General features: G+C 42.6%; 8 protein-coding genes. 7 read left to right on the forward strand and 1 reads right to left on the reverse strand.

Annotated features, from left to right (window positions below; translation table 11 throughout):
• Positions 1–11 precede the first annotated feature (11 nt).
• The 7 genes from HMPREF1505_RS11825 to HMPREF1505_RS11855 all read left to right on the forward strand — a co-directional run bounded on the left by HMPREF1505_RS11825 (position 12) and on the right by HMPREF1505_RS11855 (position 13,376).
• Positions 12–2,768, forward strand: a complete 2,757-nt coding sequence (locus HMPREF1505_RS11825; RefSeq protein WP_036925653.1) for a S8 family serine peptidase — start codon at positions 12–14, stop codon at positions 2,766–2,768.
• A gap of 11 nt (positions 2,769–2,779) precedes the next feature.
• Complete coding sequence (locus HMPREF1505_RS11830) at positions 2,780–3,733, forward strand: PorV/PorQ family protein (RefSeq protein ID WP_036925656.1); 954 nt, start codon at positions 2,780–2,782, stop codon at positions 3,731–3,733.
• A gap of 44 nt (positions 3,734–3,777) precedes the next feature.
• A complete protein-coding gene (locus HMPREF1505_RS11835; RefSeq protein WP_036925659.1) occupies positions 3,778–5,355 on the forward strand; it encodes a hypothetical protein in 1,578 nt (525 codons plus the stop codon).
• 349 nt (positions 5,356–5,704) lie between these two features.
• A complete protein-coding gene (locus HMPREF1505_RS11840) occupies positions 5,705–6,601 on the forward strand; it encodes an Abi family protein (RefSeq protein WP_036925661.1) in 897 nt (298 codons plus the stop codon).
• Positions 6,602–7,271: 670 nt separating this feature from the next.
• Entirely contained in the window at positions 7,272–8,948 is a 1,677-nt protein-coding gene (locus HMPREF1505_RS11845; protein ID WP_036925665.1) for a class I SAM-dependent DNA methyltransferase, read from the forward strand.
• Between the two features lie 7 nt (positions 8,949–8,955).
• Positions 8,956–10,161, forward strand: coding sequence for a restriction endonuclease subunit S (locus HMPREF1505_RS11850; protein WP_036925667.1), 1,206 nt, complete (start codon positions 8,956–8,958; stop codon positions 10,159–10,161).
• A gap of 14 nt (positions 10,162–10,175) precedes the next feature.
• Complete coding sequence (locus HMPREF1505_RS11855) at positions 10,176–13,376, forward strand: type I restriction endonuclease subunit R (protein ID WP_036925670.1); 3,201 nt, start codon at positions 10,176–10,178, stop codon at positions 13,374–13,376.
• 317 nt (positions 13,377–13,693) lie between these two features.
• Here HMPREF1505_RS11855 and HMPREF1505_RS11860 read toward each other — a convergent pair whose 3' ends face one another.
• Complete coding sequence (locus tag HMPREF1505_RS11860; protein WP_036925673.1) at positions 13,694–14,839, reverse strand: DUF1735 and LamG domain-containing protein; 1,146 nt, start codon at positions 14,837–14,839, stop codon at positions 13,694–13,696.
• Positions 14,840–14,857: the final 18 nt, after the last annotated feature.

The following is a 14,857-nucleotide window of genomic DNA, read 5'->3' on the forward strand; positions in this document are numbered from 1 at the left end:
AAGGAACATTGATGAGAAAATCGATTATATATCTATGTGCGTGTGCGCTCTCTGGCATGATGGTTACTACCTCATGCCAGGATAACTTGGACTCGGATGCGGGCGTTTCCAACACACGCTCTGTCAATATTGACAAAGACCTTTTTGCCATAAAAGGCTGTATTAACGTGAAGTTGGCAAAGGGTACAAACCAAGCTATACCTGCAACGCGTAGTGGTAGTGTGGAAATGCAGAGCGTCCCAGCGGCTATGACCTCTGCAATGCAGTACTCTGGGGCTTATAAGATGGAAAGAGTATTTAAGCCAGCAGGTATCTATGAAGCACGAACCGTAGCTGAAGGACTCGACCGTTGGTACACAATCTATTTTGATAAGAGCAAAGATGTGGCTGCAGTCTTAGACCAATTCAAGAAGGCTGAGGGTGTTGAATGTGCCGAACGAGTACTACCAATGGCAAGACCAACGGTTAAGATGACTCCTTATAGCCCTTCTGGTGCAAGTATGCAGGCTACAGCAAGCACTTTTGATGACCCTCTCTTGGCTAAACAGTGGCATTACTACAATGATGGTTCAGTAAATGCACGTGCGAAGAAGGGTGCTGACTGTAATGTTAAACCTGTTTGGGAAAAGTACACAACAGGTAAGAAAAACGTTATTGTTGCCGTTGTTGATGGTGGTATTGACATCACCCACGAAGACTTGAAAGACAATCTTTATGTCAACGAAAGGGAGAAGAACGGTCAACCTAACGTCGATGATGACGGCAATGGCTTTGTTGATGACATCTATGGTTACAACTTTGTGACAGCTAAAGACGTTGTTGGCGGTACTATCGAACCCGATGATGGCGGACACGGAACCCACGTTGCGGGTACTGTTGCTGCTCGCAACAACAACGGAAAGGGTGTGGCTGGTATCGCAGGTGGCGATGGCTCTGCTGATAGCGGTGTACGCTTGTTGAGCTGTCAGATATTTAGAAACAAAGACGAGCAGGGCGATGCGGCGGCTGCCATTAAGTATGCAGCTGACAACGGAGCTGTTATCTGTCAGAACTCATGGGGATATTCCTCTACTGCAGGTGTCACCTCTATGCCTCAGTTGCTGAAAGAAGCAGTGGACTACTTCATCAAGATGGCGGGTTGTGATGCTAATGGCAACCAGCGTCCAGACTCTCCAATGAAGGGTGGTGTGGTAATGTTCGCTGCTGGTAATGAGAACAAAGAGTTCTCTGCTTACCCTGCTTGCTATGCTCCGACGGTTTCTGTCGCTGCAATGGCATGGGACTTCAGTAAGGCAAGTTATAGTAATTACGCAAAATGGGTGACCATTACGGCTCCTGGTGGTGATCAAGACCGCTTCGGAACAGAGGCTGGCGTATTGAGTACTGTACCAAAGAAGAAGGTCGCATCAGGTTATGCTTACTTCCAAGGAACATCAATGGCATGCCCACACGTGTCAGGTATCGCAGCACTCATCGCCTCTTACTTTGGTCGTCAGGGCTTTACGAATGAAGAACTAAAGTCACGTTTGATTACTGCTTACCGTCCTTATAACATCGATGAGCAAAACCCAACCTACAAAGGTAAGTTAGGTAAGGGTTATATCGATGCCGAAGCAGCCTTCGAAACTGATACAAAGATAGCCCCAGAGAAGGTGGGTACACTCACGCTGAAGCCTGATTTCGTAGACATCAATGCGGAGTGGAGCATCGCCAAGGACGAGGATAAGACTGCAGCCTTCTATCGACTCTATATTGCTCAGGGTGAATTGACGGCTGATAAACTCAAGGATATGACCTACAGAGAAATCAATGGCATGGGTCATAGCTTGGGTGAGACACTTAAGTATGACTTTGATGACTTGAAAGACAATACGACCTATAGCGTTGCAGTGGTAGCAGTGGACCGTTGGGGCAACCTTTCTGAACCAATGATTCAGAAATGTACGACCCGACTCAACCATGCTCCAGAGGCGACAAACTTCCCAACAGAGGCAATAGAGGTCATGGAGAACGATCGTAAATCATTCTCTTTCAACGTTGCTGACCCTGATGGTCACAACTGGGACATCAAAGCTACGGGTGAGACAAAGGGTGTTTCTTACACAGTGAAGGGCAATACTGTGACCGTCAACCTCATTCCTGTGCTCGAAGCTGGTAGTTACAACTGCACCTTTATACTCTCAGATGACTTAGGAGCAAAAGCAGAGAAGAGTTTTACATTTAAGATTGTGAAGTACATCCCGCCACAGTTAACAAAGCCTTTCGAGAACTATATCATTGGATTGGACGAGGGAATAGTAATGATTCCATTGACTGGTCATTACACACATAGTAGCAATACTCAGCTTACTTACAAAGCCACAGCTGCCAATGGTAGTATCGCTGCAGCTACTATCAGCAATGACAACCTTCAATTGAAGGGAATGGCAAAGGGTGTTACACGCATCAGCATCGCTGCTACAGACGGTCGTGAGACATCTTCTGATGGCTCTTTCCAAGTACGAGTTGTTGAAAAGAAGTCGGCTCCTGTCTATGCCGTCTACCCTATTCCAGTACAGAAAGACATCCATACCCTACTCAATCCAGAGGTAAAACAGGCTGAACTCGTTATCAGTTCTACTGTGGGTGAGCGTCTGATGAAGGCTACTGTGACTCCAGATAAGAACAACGTAGCCACACTTGACCTTTCTAAACTAAATCCTGGAACGTATAAACTGACCGTATATACCAGTAAGGGCAACCATACCCAGATGTTCATTAAACGATAAACACAACAAGTATGAATACAAAACATATCATTCTCATGGCTTGCGCAGCACTCCTCGGTGCTACGCAGGCTAATGCTCAGGGACAAGATCTCTCGATATTAACAGCGAATACCGATGCCCGAACAGCCGCTATGGGTAATGCTTCGGCTGCTGCTGAGGGTATGTATCTATACAACAATCCAGCTGCTATCTTCGCAACTGATAAGAAGTTCACTGCAGATGCTGCTGCCTCTCTCTTTGAAAAGGCTGAGGGTACTGATGGAACCTTCGGCATTTACGCGCTTTCTGCAGGCTATAAGTTGGCTAAGCGTCATGCTGTCTTCGCTGGTTTCCGCTATGCTGGAGGACTAAGTCTAAAGGGTTCCGACCTCTTGGGCAATCCAACCAAGGACTATAAGCCTTATAACTGGACCCTCGACTTGGGTTATACCTATTTCTTAGGTAAGGGATTCGCTGCCTACGCAACAGGAAGTCTTATCTATAGTCACCTCTCTAAGAATGCTACAGGTGCTGCTTTCAATGTGGGTGGTTCGTATCAGAATAACGAGTTGACCCTTGCCAACAAACCAGCCAACCTCATGCTCGATGCGAAGGTGGGCGCAATTGGTCCTCAACTCGACTATGGTAACAAGCACAAGACGACGCTCCCAACCTATCTTGCCGTAGGTGGTGCGCTGTCTGTAGAGGTCGCTGAGAAGCATCAAGTTGCTGCAGCCTTGTCTTCTCGTTACTTCTTCCAACCTTCAGAAGCCAAACTCTTTATGCTTGGTGGCGGACTTGAATACACCTATAATAAGATGGTATCAGTGCGTGCAGGCTATGAATATGGTGACCACGACCTCAGCCATATCACTATGGGTGCAGGCTTTAAGTACCATGGCTTACGTTTGAACGGAGCTTACAACCTGAAGACTGCAGACACAGGAAGTAGCTACTGTACCATAGGTATTGGCTATGATTTCTAAAACAAGGACAAACAATATAAATTATTTAATCAAAAGTAACAGTTATGAAAAGAACTTTATTCTCAATTTGTGCATTAGTCCTGAGCCTTACAGCTTCCGCTCAGATAATAAAAGACACACCTAAAGGTAAGCTGATTGAAAACCTGTATCGTTCAAGCAAGTCTTGGGTTAAGAAGGGTTGGACAGGTGTTCAGCCAGGCAGATATGAAGGTATCGTATCTAAGATTGTTATCGGTGAGGATGGCTGTATTTACATTTACAATCCACTATCAGGCCTCGACAGTAAGTCATGGTTGAAGCTTGAAAGACAACCTGATGGCAAGTATAGAGCAAAGCTACCACAGGATATCCTTACAGACGACCTCGGTGGGGACGATGATGAGGAGGAAAGTAGTGAGCGTACTATCTCTCTTAATCGTTTGATTTCTTCTGATGATGGAAAGAATTACGAGCCTGTTGGTCCAGCTTTGAACTACGTAGATTTCACAGTGGAAGGAAGAACACTCAAGATGTCTGGTATGGGTCAGAAGAAGCAAATATGGGGTGCTACCTATAATAATAGCTGGCTAAATAACTATGGTGGCGACTGGGCTCTTACGATTGAACCACTTAAAGAGCAGCTTATAACACCACCTACTACAGCTACAAAGAGTCAGTACACCGTTACTTCTAAGTCTGATCCTTCGCCACGTATTGTTGAGGTAATGACCGATAATAACGATATCTATGTCAAGGGCTTGTTCAAGGCTGAAAAGCTCGCAAACACTTGGGTGAAACTTACCAAGCAGGGCGACAAGGCTGTCATGTCTACTAATCAGTATTTGGGTATTACTAAGAAGACAGACTTCAAGAAATACGATAGCGATAAGTCAGAGTATCACACCTTTGCCGCAGCTTTCGAGAGTGAGACCAAGGCTGCAGAGAACCTTGAGTTCAGCATTGATGCAACTGGTAAACTGACTGCTTCTAAGATTCTTAGAACTTCTTTAGGTAGAGCAAGTAATGATAACATTACTGGTGAAGACTACGTTGAGAGCTATGATGGTCTTACCTTGACTCCTTACGTTCAGAAGGAGGTTGGAGCCCCAGCGACACCAGAATACTTCTATTTAACATCTACTCCAAACTACGACAACACGTCTAATGAGATTAAGTTAGCATTCTATGTAAAGAACGCAGATATTAATGGCAACGTTCTCGACCCAGAGAAGATGTACTACAATGTCTATGTTAATGGCAGCACAGAACCTTTCAAGTTCAAGAAGAGTGCAAGTCAATACAATGACATGCATGAGGAAGAAATGACAAATATTCCTTTCAACTACAAGGACAAGAGAAACTATGACTTCAAGGTTATCGATAACCTTCGTATTCTTCATTTCTATGACAGTTCTATCACATCCCTCAAGGTCGTAATGGTTTATGAGTCTGACGGCAAGAAGTATTCAAGCGAACCAATGGTTGCCTCACTTACTACCGATGGTATCGAGAGTGCAAACTTCAACAAGACTACAACAGAAAAGTATTACACCGTTGATGGTCGACAGATTCAGAAGCTACAGAAGGGTCTTAACATCATCAAGTCTTCTGATGGCACCACACGTAAGGTGGTGGTTAAGTAATTCACAATTCATTAAAAAGACCATTTCTATACTCGATTTTGAGGAAAGAGATGGTCTTTTCTTTGCTTTTAGGAAAACTACTTATAGTTTGAAATTTGTCAATTTATTAATTTGCATTTTGATACATCCTCTCATCTTGTTTTCCCTTTAGTTTCTCAAACAGAAAGAAAAAATAAAACAACATCTCTGTACATCTAAGATTTTTAACTTTCATTCGTCAACCTACTCCTCTTTAATTTATTACTTTCCGCTTTACAGAAATAATTTGATATTTTTAGGATAGTATACAAAACATTGCATTACTTTTTATTTTTTATATATTTATTGTATCTTTGCAAAAAAAGTAAAGGTGAAAACAGCAATATCAGTTAACGATCAGATTCAAAAGTTACGTGCTCGTGGTATGACTATTGATGCCGAACAAGAAGAAAAAGTAAGGGAAGCATTACTTGATATAGGTTATTATCGTATGGGCTGTTATTGGTTTCCATTTGAAGTTATGCCAACCAGGGGGGAACCTCGTAACCATATATTCATAAATGGAACTATTTTCGAACATGCAATAAAACTATATTATTTCGATTTTGACCTACGAAATATTCTGCTACGATACATCAGTCGCATAGAGGTGAATTTTAGAACCACTGTTATTTATCTTGTATCAAACAAATACAAAAACATACCATGTTGGTATAAAGATAATAGCGTCGTAAATGATTCACTCTTAATAAGTCGTACATATAAGGGAATCCTTAAGAATATTAGAAAAGAAACACTGATTAATCAACATTATACCAAGTACAAAACCGATGCTCCGGCATGGAAAGAACTTGAGTTTATGCCCTTTGGTACAATAATTAATCTATACGATAATTTGAAAGATCAGCATCTAAAATGTGATATTGCTAAAGTGTATGGCATCTCAAAACCTACGGTCTTTTCTAATTATATAAATACGGTCAGACGCCTACGCAATTGCTGCGCACACGGAAAAGTACTATTCGACCTTAGCTTACCTGAAGCTATAAGTAAAGGTCCTTTGGGTGATTTAGGTGGACGTAAAACAATGCTATCAGGTTCATATCTGGTTTTCAGATATTTTCTACTGAAAATATCTAAAAACAGAGTAATAGAGATGGAAACTAAATTGCAAGAAGCCTATAATAGTATTCCGTATCAATGTGTCAAAGACGTTATACTGCACAATTCGGGATTAGAAGAAGAAGAAATAAACAAAAAAAGTTAAAACACTTGTTTCCTCTAAATAATTTATCTAATTTTGCATCGCTATTTAGCAAGTGCACTTGTTAGTTTCGACTTTCATACTGCACTATAAAAAGAACTAATGAGGGGCTGCCTATGGCAGTCCCTCGTTTTTTTTCTACTATACAAGTAAAGCATAAAGGGGGGGCAGTAGATATTTAGGGACGTTTCGTGTCAAAATATTTCAAATATCGAATTCTAATTTATGCCCATTTACCTTCTAAAAGATGCCCAATTGGCTTGCAAAAGATGCCCTTTTGAACTCCAACTAACGCCCTTTTGGACCCTTACTAACGCCCTTTTAAAACACAATCTTACAAGTATTTGATTCTCTGGAAGTTACAAGACCACCAAGATTAGCCCTTTTAAGACCATTTTTCGACCCAAAACGCACCGACTTTTGTAAACATATTTCACTCCAACCCTACATTATAAACTTGTTACCGCATCTCCCAAAAAACCTGTTAAACATGTTACCCTGTCTCCTTGCCCCCCTGTTACCCTGTCTCCCCTTACCCTGTCCACAAACAACTTGTTCACTCGTCAACCAGTCAACTCGTCAACTTATCCACAAAACCTAAGGTATTCTTGTATTATTTTAATATCTTTGCATAATCATTAAAGAGTCAATACGCAAAAAGAAAAATAAGACAATGACAAGTACCGAACTTAAAGACCTCGAAGGCCGTCTGTGGCAATCTGCCGACATGCTGCGTGCTGGTGCGCACCTTGCAGCTAACAAGTATAGCCAGCCTATCCTTGGTCTTATCTTCCTCCGTTATGCCGATGTGCTTTTCAAACAGCATAAGGAGGCGATTGATACAGCCTATAACGAGTATAGGGGCACCCGCATGGAACGTAGCTATAAGGATATCGCCATAGAGAAGTGTGGCTTTTTCTTGCCTGAATGTGCTTATTTTGATTACCTCAATGATGCCCCCGACGATGCTCAAAAGGCGTTGTTGGTAAAGGCTGCGATGGAGGCTATTGAGCATGAGAACCCACGCATGGACGGCGTTCTGCCAAAGGAGGTCTACGGACAGTTGGTACCAGAGGAAGAACCGGAGCTACTGAGTCGCATCGTACGTGTATTCAAAGACATCCCTGAGAATATCAGTATTGACATCTTCGGACAGATTTACGAATACTTCCTTGGCAACTTCGCCCTTGCTGAAGGTCAGGGAGGAGGAGCCTTCTATACCCCTGCCAGTGTCGTACAGTATATGGTTGAGGTCTTACAGCCTGCCACTGGCGATAAGAAGTTTCTTGATCCTGCCTGTGGTTCGGGCGGTATGTTCGTTCAGGCAGCACGCTATATGCACCGCCACAATGCCACTAACGAACAGATGATGAACTTCCGTTGCTATGGTGTTGAGAAAGAGCCTGACACGGTGAAGTTGGCAAAGATGAACCTTCTACTCAACAATGTGCGTGGCGAGATTACGGAGGCTAACTCTTTCTATAGCGATCCTTACAATGCTGTCGGACAGTTTGATTACGTCATGGCTAACCCTCCGTTTAATGTCGATGAGGTGGTTGTTGAGAGGGTGACAGACGATGCACGCTTTAACACCTATGGTGTACCCCGCAACAAGACAAAGTCTGCCAAGAAGGCTTCAGACAAGAAAGAGACCGTACCTAATGCCAACTATCTATGGATTGGCTATTTTGCCACAGCCCTCAACGAGCAAGGTAAGGCAGCACTTGTTATGGCAAACTCTGCCAGCGATGCAGGAGGCAGCGAACTCGAGATACGTAAGAAGATGATTGAGGACGGCATTATCAGTCAGATGGTGACCCTCCCCAGCAATATGTTCTCTACCGTGACCCTCCCTGCCACACTCTGGTTCTTCAATAAGCAGCGACCAAAGAAAGACGAGATTCTCTTTATTGACGCTCGTAACATCTTTACACAGGTAGACCGTGCACACCGTAAGTTCTCTAATGAGCAGGTGAAAAACCTCGGAATCATCTCTCGCCTTTATGAGGGCGACAGCGATGCCTTCTGGGCATTGGTCGAGGAATATAAGGCAGAGGACAAGCAAAGCGAAGTAGACTGGCTCTTAGAACGTTGGCCAGACGGCAAGTATCAAGACATTGTCGGTCTGTGCAAGGTAGCGAAACTTGAAGGTGAAGATGGCATTATCGACAACGACTATAGCCTTAACGCAGGACGATATGTGGGCGTAGTGATTGAAGACGACGGAATGACCGAAGAGGAATTCCGCACCGAAATGCTATCGCTAAACTCGGAGTTTGCAAAGCTATCCGCTGAAGCTAAGGACTTGGAGAGTGAGATTGAAAAGAACTTAAAGGAGTTGTTGGGGTAAAAAAGATATGGAAACAACTACTTATAAAATATCAGATATAGGAGAAGTCGTAGGAGGTGGCACCCCCTCTACTGCTAATAGCGACTTTTGGGGCGGAGATATTCCATGGATTTCTCCGAAAGATTTAACTGGTTATAAATCGGTTTATATCAGCCATGGAGAAAGTTTTTTAAATAAAACTGGTCTAAAGTCTGGTACGAAACTCTTACCAAAGGACACAGTCCTTTTTTCTTCAAGAGCTCCAATTGGCTATGTTGCTATTGCTTCTAATCCTATCTGTACAAATCAAGGATTCAAAAGCATTATATGCAACAAAGAGATAATAAATCCCCTTTTCCTATACTATTATATAAAAGGCAATCTTGACTACATAAAGCTGTTTGGTACAGGTGCAACTTTCCCAGAAATCTCTGGTGCTGCAATGAGGAAAATAAAGGTACAAATACCCTCTCTTCCCACCCAGCAGAAGATAGCCTCTATCCTCTCCGCCTATGACCGCCTTATCGAGAACAACACTCGTCGTATCCGTTTGTTAGAACAGATGGCAGAGAACCTTTATAAAGAGTGGTTCGTCCGTTTCCGATTCCCTGAACACGAGAATGTAGAAATAGTTAATGGATTGCCTAAAGGATGGGAAATAAAGATAATAGCAGATTTTGGTAGAATAGAAACAGGTAAGACACCTCCTATGTCTAACCGGGATTTATATGGAGGAGATATACTTTTTGTTAAAACCCCAGATATGCACGGAAAACTGTTTGTTCGTTCTACGAGTGAGACACTTTCACAAGAAGGAAATAATTATCAACGAACAAAGTTACTACCTATCAATTCCATTATGGTTTCGTGCATTGGGACTGCAGGCATTGTTTCTATCAATACAAATCTTGCGCATACCAACCAACAGATAAATTCAATTATTCTCAATAATTTAGAAGATTTGGAGTGGTTGTATTATGTATGCAGACAGTTGAAACCTACTATAGAATTATTTGGTGCTACTGGTGCAACGATGACAAATCTCAGTAAAGGTAAATTTGAAAAGCTAAAGATTGTTGTTCCAAAAGTAGATTTTCGTGGGGCTTTTCATAAAAGAATCAGACCATATTTTAAAGAAATATATGCTTTGGAACAGCAGAATACCTTCCTTACTCGCCAACGTGACTTACTCCTTCCCCGTTTGATGAGTGGCAAACTTGAAGTTAAATCTTAACAAACCATTGTATTATGAAATCGTTTATCAGTGAAGACGACATAGAGCAGACCCTTTGTACCCGACTATCGCAACCAGAGTTCGGATGGAAACGTATTGAGTGTGACCCGAGTGTGGAGGCACAAGACGACGTTAGCAAGACGGGGCGTCGCAATTCGTCAGAGTGTATCTTGCCTGCGGTGTTCCTTACTGCCTTAGAACGACTTAACCCACAGATTGACAAGAGTATCTTAGTGCAGGTTGTAGCCGACTTCCGTAAGGATTATACGGGTAAGGACATGATGGACACGAACTATAAGTTCTATAACTATCTGCGCAATGGTATCAATGTAAAGGTGAAGAAGAATGGCAAAGACGACTTTGACATCGTTCGGCTGATAGACTTTGACAATGTAGAGAACAACGACTTCCACTGTGTTAACCAGATGTGGATAAAGGGTAGAATTCGTTATCGTCGCCCCGATGTCCTCTTGTTTGTCAATGGACTTCCAATGGTCTTCATCGAATTGAAGAACTCAACCGTAAAGATAAAGGAAGCCTATGAGAAGAACCTCGTTAGCTACCGAGAAGATATACCCAATATCTTTGCACTAAACCAGATATGCGTACTCTCAAATGGTATGCAGACGAAGTTGGGTGCGTGGAACTCTAAGTATGAATTCTTCTTCGACTGGCTAAAGGTCAACGATGAACATGAGAAACTCGACCGTGAGCATATAGCCGAGTATGGTCTTTCAATCATCAACCTCATTGACGGTCTTTTCCGTAAGGAACGCCTGTTAGACTATATAGAAAACTTTATCTTCTTTGACAATAAGCGCGTGAAGATTATCGCTAAGAACCACCAATACTTAGGCGTAAACAACCTCATGAAGAGCGTGGAACGCAGAGAAGAACTAAAAGGAAAGTTAGGTGTGTTCTGGCATACGCAGGGTTCGGGTAAGAGCTATTCGATGGTGATGTTTGTACGAAAGGTAAGGCGTAAGCTAAAAGGCAACTTCACCTTCCTCGTCATTACAGACAGAGACGACCTCGACACACAGATACATAAGACCTTCGTGCGCAGTGAGGTCATTGGCGAGAAAGAAGAGTGCCAGCCAAAGAATGCAGCCCAGCTACGTGAGTTCCTTAGTGGTAACAAACCGATGGTCTTCACGCTGATACATAAGTTTCAGTATGATAAGACAAAGAAATATCCCGTCCTCTCTGAGCGCAATGACATCTTTGTCTTGGTAGACGAGGCACATAGAACACAGTATAAGCAGTTGGCAGAGAACATGCACACGGGTCTGCCTAATGCTAACTACATCGCCTTTACAGGAACCCCTTTGTTAGGTTCAAAGCGATTGACCAACCAATGGTTTGGCGACTATGTATCAGAATATAACTTTGCACAAGCGATTGAAGATGGTAGTACGGTGCGCCTGTACTATAGTCGTCGAGTGCCAGAGGTGGGATTAGAGAATAACTGGCTTGACTCAGATATTGACAAGATTGTCGAAGAAGAAGAACTCAACGATAGAGAAAGAGAACTCTTAGAGAACTCCTCCTCACGTATCTTAGAGGTAATCAAGCGCGACGGACGTCTTGACCGTATTGCACAAGACATTGCCCACCACTTCCCAAGACGAGGCTTCTTAGGAAAAGGAATGGTAGTCAGTGTGGATAAGTACACGGCTGTGAAGATGTATGAGAAGGTGCAACACTACTGGGGAGAAGAGAAGAAAGCCCTCATCAAGGAGCGCAATGCAGCCAAGACGAAGGAAGAACGTGACGAACTGACAGCACGATTAGACTATATGAATAAGGTTGAGATGGCTGTCATCATCAGTGAAGAGGCTGACGAAGTAGAGAAGTTCAAAGCGCAAGGATTAGACATCACAGTTCATCGCAACAAGATGAACGAGATAACACCAGAGGGAAAAGACATTGAAGACAGATTTAAAGATAAGGACGATCCACTAAGTTTGGTCTTTGTATGTGCGATGTGGCTCACAGGCTTTGACGTTCCTTCGCTCTCAACCCTTTATCTTGACAAGCCTATGAAGGGACATACACTGATGCAGGCTATTGCACGTGCCAACCGTGTGTATCCCGGTAAGAGCTGCGGTATCGTGGTAGACTATGTCAATGTGTTTAAGTATATGCAGCAGGCACTGTCTGACTATGCCTCAAATGGTGAGGAAGGTGCAGAGTTCCCAGCAAAGGATATTACGCAGTTAATCACAACCATTGACGGTTGTATTGAGGAGTGCGACTCGTTCTTACAAGGATTAGGGATAAGATTAGATAAGATTATCACCGATGGTGACACATTAGACAAACTGGAGTCCTTGCGATTAGCATACGACAAAATCCTTGAGAAAGACGAGAGTAAAAACAGGTTTAAGGTGATGAGTAACCTCATGATGAACCTGCATGATGCTGCAAAGCCAGAGATATTTGAACTTGGATGGAAGAATGAGAAGTTCTCTCCACTGAGTTATCTCAATGGACTGTTCTGTAACAGAATAGATGATGAGAAACTAAGAAGGGCAAAAGAGAAGATGAGCTACACACTGGACGATAGCGTTACGGTGATGGTTGCAGAAGACAAGCCACAATATAGTATTCATCAGAGTAAGGTGATCGACTTAAGTAAATTAGATATAGAAAGTATTCGTAAGTCTATCAATGCAACTCCTTATAAGTCAATGGAGATTGATAACCTCCGCACCTTTATAGAAACAGCTTTGGAACAGTTGATTAATAAGAACTGTACCAGAGTGCCATTCTCTCAAAGATACAAGAATATCATTGATACCTATAATGCAGGTGGTACGGAGAATGAGGATTACTATGAGAAGTTGTTACAGCTGATTGATGAACTCAAGAAAGAGCAGGGACGGTCGGCAGATATGGGATTAAGGGAGGAAGAACTTGAAATCTACGACCTTCTTATCCAAGGTCGGAAGCTAACAAAGGAGGAAGAGAAGGAAGTTATCCTTGCTTCTAAAAACCTTTATAACAAGTTAGTGGAGGAAAAAGAAAGATTGTTGGTGGTTGACTGGTATAAAGACCCACAACCAAAGACAAAGGTGTTGGGACTGATACAACGGTCGCTGGATAAGGATTTGCCAAAGACCTATGATAGGGAGGTGTTTTCGAACAAGACAAACCTGCTGTTAGATCACTTTGTAGATATGGCTGTACAGGGGTATGGTTGGATATCATAATGGTTAGGTCTATGCCATGCCATAATGGTTGGGGCTATGCCTTCTCATTAAGATAAACGAACAGCCTACATATATCTGTACATAGATGTGCCTTGCATTCCTTTCATGAATTAATTATCTTTGCAACGGTAAAGTTCAAACCTCAATGCTCAAAGGATAAAAACTCATATCATAAAGTTCAAAGTTCAAACCTCAAACTTCAAAAGATAAAAACTCATATCATAAAGTTCAAAGTTCAAACCTCAAAGTTCAAAGTAAAAGAAGAGTCGAACAAAAGCTGTCCGACTCTTCTTTATATTATTTATTTAAGGTGAACCTTATTGAAGATCCTTCATTGTGAGTGGTTGAGCAAGGGTAGTAAACTCAAGACCACCTGTGGTACACTCGATACCCTTAGCAGAATCCTTAATCTTATTGCCATTTACGGTCTCTGATCCATTCAACTTGAAATAGAGTTCCAAGCCGTCAGACTTAGGATCTACACTCAGCATATTCTGCTTAATCTGATTCTCACTACGAGCAACACTCCATACACGAACCTCACTCATATAACCATAGAATGGACGTTCACCCCAAGGGAAGCCAGGGATCTTACCAATGTTGAAACCGACATCAGCGTTTGGATCGAAGCCAGGAATATTCCATGCAGACTCAGCCCACTTCGTACCATTAAGGTACATAACAGTCTTACCAGTTGCCTGATCGTAGGTCAATGCCACATGATACCACTTGTTAATCGAAAGTTTCTCTGGTGCTTCATAGTGCTGTCTACCTGCTGCCTGTAAGATACCAGAAGAAATACCACCACCAACATCACCTACACGGAAGATCATCAGACCCTCTGAACCCATAATAGTACAGTTGCTGCCCCACCAAATAGAGTGAACCAATGCCTCATAGGTGAAGGACTTAAAGAAGGTTCCTGCTGGGAACTTCACAGAGATATACTTATTATAGAAGTCACCAGCCTTTGTAATCTTAACAGGTTTTGCTAAAATAATATACTCAACATCTTCCCCATCAATGACAGGAGTAGAACTTGAATGTAGCTTGATAGGCAACATATAGTTCTTTCCCTCCGCTAACTGGTCAAGGTTATTAAGCGTCAACGACACCTTATCAGCATAGATGCTTCCAGCTGCAATCGTTGAAGAAGCCTTACTGAACGTAACATTCTGATGCTTTAAAGCAATGTAGTCTGTTCCGTACTTGCTATTATAAAGGGCAACCAATGATGAGTCGGCAAGTGAATAAGAGACATCTACTGCTCCATCTTGCTTGTTAGAAAGGCGAGAAGTAATGTCGACACCTAAAGTTGAACCAGAGTCAGGCATTTCGACTTTGTATAGATTGCTATCAAAATAAACTTTCTGCTTCAACAAATCGCTCTCGCTGTCTTGGCAACTCACCACACAGCATGCAGCAAACGCCACAGCAATATGTTTGAAAATATGCTTGTTCATATTTGTATTCTATTAAAT

Origin of the sequence: Prevotella sp. ICM33 (assembly GCF_000517825.1) — a bacterium.
In the GTDB taxonomy this organism is placed as follows: Bacteria; Bacteroidota; Bacteroidia; order Bacteroidales; family Bacteroidaceae; genus Prevotella; species Prevotella melaninogenica.

Bases quoted from the DNA above. Each gene is read 5' to 3' on its own strand.
- HMPREF1505_RS11850 (WP_036925667.1), top strand. From the start codon at position 8,956: ATGGAAACAACTACTTATAAAATATCAGATATAGGAGAAGTCGTAGGA.
- HMPREF1505_RS11830 (WP_036925656.1), top strand. From the start codon at position 2,780: ATGAATACAAAACATATCATTCTCATGGCTTGCGCAGCACTCCTCGGT.
- HMPREF1505_RS11825 (WP_036925653.1), top strand. From the start codon at position 12: ATGAGAAAATCGATTATATATCTATGTGCGTGTGCGCTCTCTGGCATG.
- HMPREF1505_RS11845 (WP_036925665.1), top strand. From the start codon at position 7,272: ATGACAAGTACCGAACTTAAAGACCTCGAAGGCCGTCTGTGGCAATCT.
- HMPREF1505_RS11835 (WP_036925659.1), top strand. From the start codon at position 3,778: ATGAAAAGAACTTTATTCTCAATTTGTGCATTAGTCCTGAGCCTTACA.
- HMPREF1505_RS11855 (WP_036925670.1), top strand. From the start codon at position 10,176: ATGAAATCGTTTATCAGTGAAGACGACATAGAGCAGACCCTTTGTACC.
- HMPREF1505_RS11860 (WP_036925673.1), bottom strand. From the start codon at position 14,839: ATGAACAAGCATATTTTCAAACATATTGCTGTGGCGTTTGCTGCATGC.